The 5,226-nt window shown below is 44.1% G+C and carries 5 protein-coding genes; all 5 read right to left on the bottom strand.

Going from position 1 to position 5,226, the window contains the following annotated elements; all coding sequences use genetic code 11:
• Window positions 1–381: 2-amino-4-hydroxy-6-hydroxymethyldihydropteridine diphosphokinase (locus VLN09_RS08695; RefSeq protein ID WP_325245643.1), on the bottom strand; the 381-nt coding region annotated here is incomplete at its 3' end.
• Window positions 371–793 (bottom strand): dihydroneopterin aldolase, encoded by a 423-nt coding sequence (gene folB, locus VLN09_RS08690; protein WP_325245641.1) that lies wholly within the window; start codon window positions 791–793, stop codon window positions 371–373. The genes folB and VLN09_RS08695, both read right to left, overlap by 11 nt.
• A gap of 50 nt (window positions 794–843) precedes the next feature.
• Complete coding sequence (gene rarD / locus VLN09_RS08685) at window positions 844–1,803, bottom strand: EamA family transporter RarD (protein ID WP_325245639.1); 960 nt, start codon at window positions 1,801–1,803, stop codon at window positions 844–846.
• A gap of 255 nt (window positions 1,804–2,058) precedes the next feature.
• Window positions 2,059–4,371 (bottom strand): bifunctional prephenate dehydrogenase/3-phosphoshikimate 1-carboxyvinyltransferase, encoded by a 2,313-nt coding sequence (locus tag VLN09_RS08680; RefSeq protein WP_414709114.1) that lies wholly within the window; start codon window positions 4,369–4,371, stop codon window positions 2,059–2,061.
• Between the two features lie 208 nt (window positions 4,372–4,579).
• Window positions 4,580–5,226: histidinol-phosphate transaminase (locus tag VLN09_RS08675; RefSeq protein WP_325245634.1), on the bottom strand; the 647-nt coding region annotated here is incomplete at its 5' end.

Raw genomic sequence — 5,226 nt, 5'->3', positions numbered from 1 at the left:
ATCAATATCCATTGTTACTGCTTTTATAGCCGTTGGTGATTCTGTTAAACGCTGTCTCTCGCAGTCGCACTCAAACTGTTTAAATGTTTGTTGTAGCTGCTGCAAGGTTACAGGCTTCGCTAAAGACAAATAAACACACTGGTTGATGTAATCAGGTTTTGGCAAATCTATGGTGGCAGTGAAGTCAGGATTTTGAAAGGCTGTCGACAGCATCATTGTACCAAGGTTTGCCAAACACTCTCGGATACGCGGCAAGTGAGTGTCCGCATCATGATTGCTACCTAATGCCAGTATCATAGCCGTTACAGGCTGTACCTGCAACGCTTCAGGCTCACAGCTTGTCAGTGACTCAAACCAATCAGCCAACGCTTTATGCATCATCAGATGAGCTGTTATCAGCTTGATTGCCATACCCATTAGATGCCGCTTTGGCATAGCAAGTGATTTGCACACCAACTGCATCCGCTTGTTCAATAGCGGTAGGCTTAGCAATGCTTAAGGTTATTTTATGGCAGCTATATTTTTCGAGCAGTTTATCAGCGATTTGTCCAGCCAGATGTTCAAGCAGCTGCGCTTTAATAGCTTGGCACCACTCACTGACATCATCACAGACTTCTTTGTAATTTAGCGCATCGCTTACATCATCTGAAACCGCGGCGCGGCTGATATCAGTTTCAAGTGCGATATCTATGAGGAGCGGCTGAGTAATGACACGCTCCCAGTCATAAACGCCAATCACTGCCTCTACTTTTAAGCCTTTGACGAACACAACATCAGACTGGGTATGAAACATACAAGCATCCTTGTTAACGGTATTTTTACTATCTATTTTAGTTTGATGATTTATTTAGAAGATAATGCTTCTTCACGTAGGCGTGCAGCTTTTAGACGCTTACTTGGACGATGACGCCATAAGTCGATACTGAATAATAGCAGACCTAGCCAAATTAAACCAAAGACTGCCAAACGATGCAAATCAAAAGGCTCATTGTAATAAAACACGGCCAAGAAGAAAATAAAGGTCGGCGTCAGGTAATTCATAAAACTGAGGATACTATAAGCGACAAGCTTGGTTGATTTATTAAACATCAACAAGGGTATCAAAGTAATAGGTCCTGCCAACATAAGCAGCCAAATAGAAGGTGTGAACCAAAAGCTGATATTACTACTCGCCACATCAGACTGCCAGAACCAGGCGATAAAAATAGGCAATAGCATTGCTGTCTCAACAAACATTGCATCGACTGCGGTCAGAGGTGTTTGGCGCTGAATGGTGCCATACGTACTAAAGCTAAATGCCAATATTAACGACACCCACGGCAGGCTGCCTAGCATGACAACTTGAATAACGACTGATAATAATGCAAAGCCAATCGCCACCCATTGCAAGGTACGCAGGCGCTCTTTGAACAAAATCATCGACAATCCCACGCCAACGAGTGGTCCAATAAAGTACCCTAAACTGGCCTCCAAAATCTGGTCATGATTGACCGCCCAGACATAGGTAAGCCAGTTGATGGCAATGATAATGCCTGAAACAAAGGTATAGCCGATCCACTTTGGGTTTTTCTTTAGCGTGTCAATCCACTGCCAACGCTTGGTCACTACCAACACAATTAATAGGCAGGTAAAGGTCCAAACAATGCGGTGACCAATAATTTCGGTGGCATTGTAGTCCGATAATTGCTTAAAGTATAAAGGAAAAGCACCCCAGATAAAGAAGGCTATAAGCGCGGTGACAATACCACGTCTGGTCGTCTTAATAGGCGTAACGGGTTTTTTGATGACATTTTGGGTAGTCATAGGACAAGACAACTTTTTAGAGCAAAGCGCACCCTCACCCAACTCTCATCATTGATGACAATTTGGTGGCAAGAGCACAGGGTCACTACAGATAGAATAAAAGGTAAAAAAGCAATGTGTTGATACGGTTTTTAGTATCAACACATTGCTGGCGAAAACCACAATTAAATAAGAAAGCCGACAATAAAATTAAGAGTTTATCTTATTGATTTTATTGCTGAGCCGATATTATTAGCTTCAATTAAAAATATTGTGTTAAGCACTTATGACGTCAATAGACATACCGATTTGGTTGGCAAGCTCTGCAAATCCTGGGAAACTGGTATTGACAGTCTCAACGCCTTCAATAGTTATCTGCTTGGATGCACGTAAGCTTGCCACCGCAAAGCTCATGGCGATACGATGGTCATGATGCGAGACGATATGTCCACCACCAAATACCGCATGGCTATTATTCACGTCACGACTATCAGTCTTACCCTTACCTTCGATAATTAGACCATCTTCGGTAACAGTGCAATCAACGCCTAGTGTCTGCAAGCCTTCTGCCATAACGGCAATACGATCCGACTCTTTGACACGTAGCTCTTTTGCACCGGTTAACACCGTACGTCCTTGAGCGCAGCTGGCAGCGATAAATAATACGGGGAATTCATCAATAGCTAACGGTACCAGATACTCTGGTATTTCAATGCCCACCAAGTTTGAGCTAAGAATGGTAATATCAGCTACTGGCTCACCGCCAACATGGGCTTCATTACTTAAGCGGATATCCGCTTGCATTAGCTTAAGGATATCGATGATACCAGTACGTGTTGGATTGATGCCAACTTGCTTTAAAGTCAACTCGCTACCTTGGCTGATAGCAGCAGCTACCATAAAGAATGCGGCTGATGAGATATCAGCAGGTACTGCGATATCACCACCTGTGAGCGTGCCACCGCCTTCAACACTAATACGATTACCATCGACAGTGACTGGATAGCCAAAAGCTGAGAGCATTCGCTCGGTGTGGTCACGACTGATTTCAGGTTGAATAACCGTTGTTGTGCCCTCGCTCCATAATCCTGCTAATAACAAGCACGACTTAATCTGTGCAGAAGCAACCGGCATATCATATTCAGCCCCTTGAAGAGGTTTACCAACACTATCTCGACCAGTGATACTAAGTGGCGCTGTACCTTGTTGACCGGTACTTTGAATCACTGCACCCATCTCACGTAAAGGCGTTGCTACACGCTCCATTGGTCGCTTATTTAGGCTAGTATCACCGGTCAGTACACTATCAAAGGCTTGCGCTGCTAAGATACCTGCGAGCAGACGCATACTGGTGCCAGAGTTACCCATATATAAAGGCGTTTTGCTTGGTTTTAAGCCATTCATACCAACACCATGAATGGTTAAATTGCCATTATCAGGACCTTCAATGGTCACGCCCATATCACGAAACGCTTGCAAAGTGGCAAGTGCATCTTCGCCTTCCAAAAACCCAGTCACCTTGGTAACGCCAGTAGCAAGGCTACCGAGCATAATACTACGGTGAGAGATAGACTTATCACCAGGAATGGTAATGGTGCCAGAGACAGTGTTGCTTGGGGTAATATTATAAGAAGCTGACATGGCAGAAGTATCCGTATAAGGGGTGCTGGCTAACATATGGCCAAAATGTCGCCGTGCGGCTTGCGCACGGCCCAAAAGTCCCATCAGGGCGGTTGAATCTTTATCAATGATAAGTTGACGAATATCGTTTAAATAAACGCTGTACTCATCAAGGGCGCTAACAATCGCGCTTTGATTGGCAAAAAATATATCATGCCACATTTTAGGGTCGCTGGCAGCAATGCGCGTAAAGTCACGAAAACCGCCTGCGGCATAGCGGAACATATCTAAATTATCATCATGGCTTGCCAGCTGCTCAACCAAATTGAAGGCGAGCAAATGCGGTAAATGACTGGTATGTGCCAATATAGAATCATGATGCGCAGCCTCCATCGGCATAACGGTGGCGCCCACCGCTTCCCATAACTGGCTGAGCTTTTTTATTGCTAGATGACTCGTCGTTGGAAGCTCACAAATGATGACGCTATGATTCACAAACAAGGTAGCGCGGCGAGCATGATACCCTGAATTTTCAGCACCAGCAATCGGATGTGCTGGCACAAGCCCGACAGGCAATGTATCAAACACCGCTTTGGCAGCGTCAATGATATTAACCTTGGTACTGCATACATCGGTAATAATGCAATCAGTAGCAAGTAGACCACTATCCATTGCATTTTTGATATCTATAAATACCGCTTGCACCGCTTGTACTGGTACGGCAATCACTATCAAGTCACTACCAGATATCACCTCACTGAGTACTGAGCTACCAGCATCCAATAAGCCTTGTTGGATAGCTTCCTCTAGACTTGGCTCGTGTCTATCGACTGCCACCAAACGCTGACTTAAGCCATTGTCTTTAATCGCTTGCGCAAGGCTTGCACCAATTAAACCTAAACCTATCACACAAACTTTTTGAAATAGCGGCTGCGTAGAGGATGGAGTCAGTTTGGTTACTGCTTGCATATTTGCGGTGTGATTTATTTTTGGCATATTATTTTAATTATCAGGTTATAGTCGATTCTAAATAAAGTAGATACATCATGTTTTGACGCGGCACTGGTATAAATTTTTCTGGCGTGCTGTGCCTGCGCAGACAGAGGCTGCAAAAAATTAATTCCAGTCCCGCTGTATCGTTTTTATACTGAGCTTACTATACTTAATAGATATTGGTTTAATTATCGGTCAATATAGAGCGCAAAGTATCAATGAGACGTGTATTCTCTTCTGCAGCCCCAACGGTAACCCTTAACCAGGTAGGTAAATCGTAATTATCCAATGAACGAACAATCACCCCTTGCTCAAGCAATGCTTGATAAATAGAAGCAGCAGTTGTGTCTTCCATTTCAACTTCGATTTCAACCATAATAAAATTGGCATATGACTTAACAAAGCCTAAGCCTAATGCATCAAACTGTTTTTCTAACCAGCGCTTTTGCCCTTCGTTAGTTAGACCAACTTGTTCAATAAAATCTTGGTCGGCAAGCGCAGCAGCGGCGGCAGCAAGCGCCACACGGCTGACATTAAATGGCTGACGAATTCGATTGAGTAAATCAGCAACTGGCACTGAGCTTAACGCATAACCGATGCGCAGACCAGCCAGCCCATAAGCTTTTGAGAATGTGCGTACGATGACAACATTGTCAAACTCATCCAACAGCGCCCGATTATTACTCTCAGGACTGTACTCAATATAAGCTTCATCTAATACCACTAACACTGAGCTTGGAATACTGGCGACAAACTCGCGCAGCTCTTCCTGCTCAAGCTGCGTACCTGTTGGGTTATTAGGATTGGCAATAAAAACCATCTTAGCATCAG

The organism is Psychrobacter sp., assembly GCF_035469765.1.
Taxonomy (GTDB): domain Bacteria; phylum Pseudomonadota; class Gammaproteobacteria; order Pseudomonadales; family Moraxellaceae; genus Psychrobacter.
The sequence above is the reverse complement of the archived record's forward strand: the minus strand, read 5'-3'. Positions and strand labels throughout refer to the sequence as shown.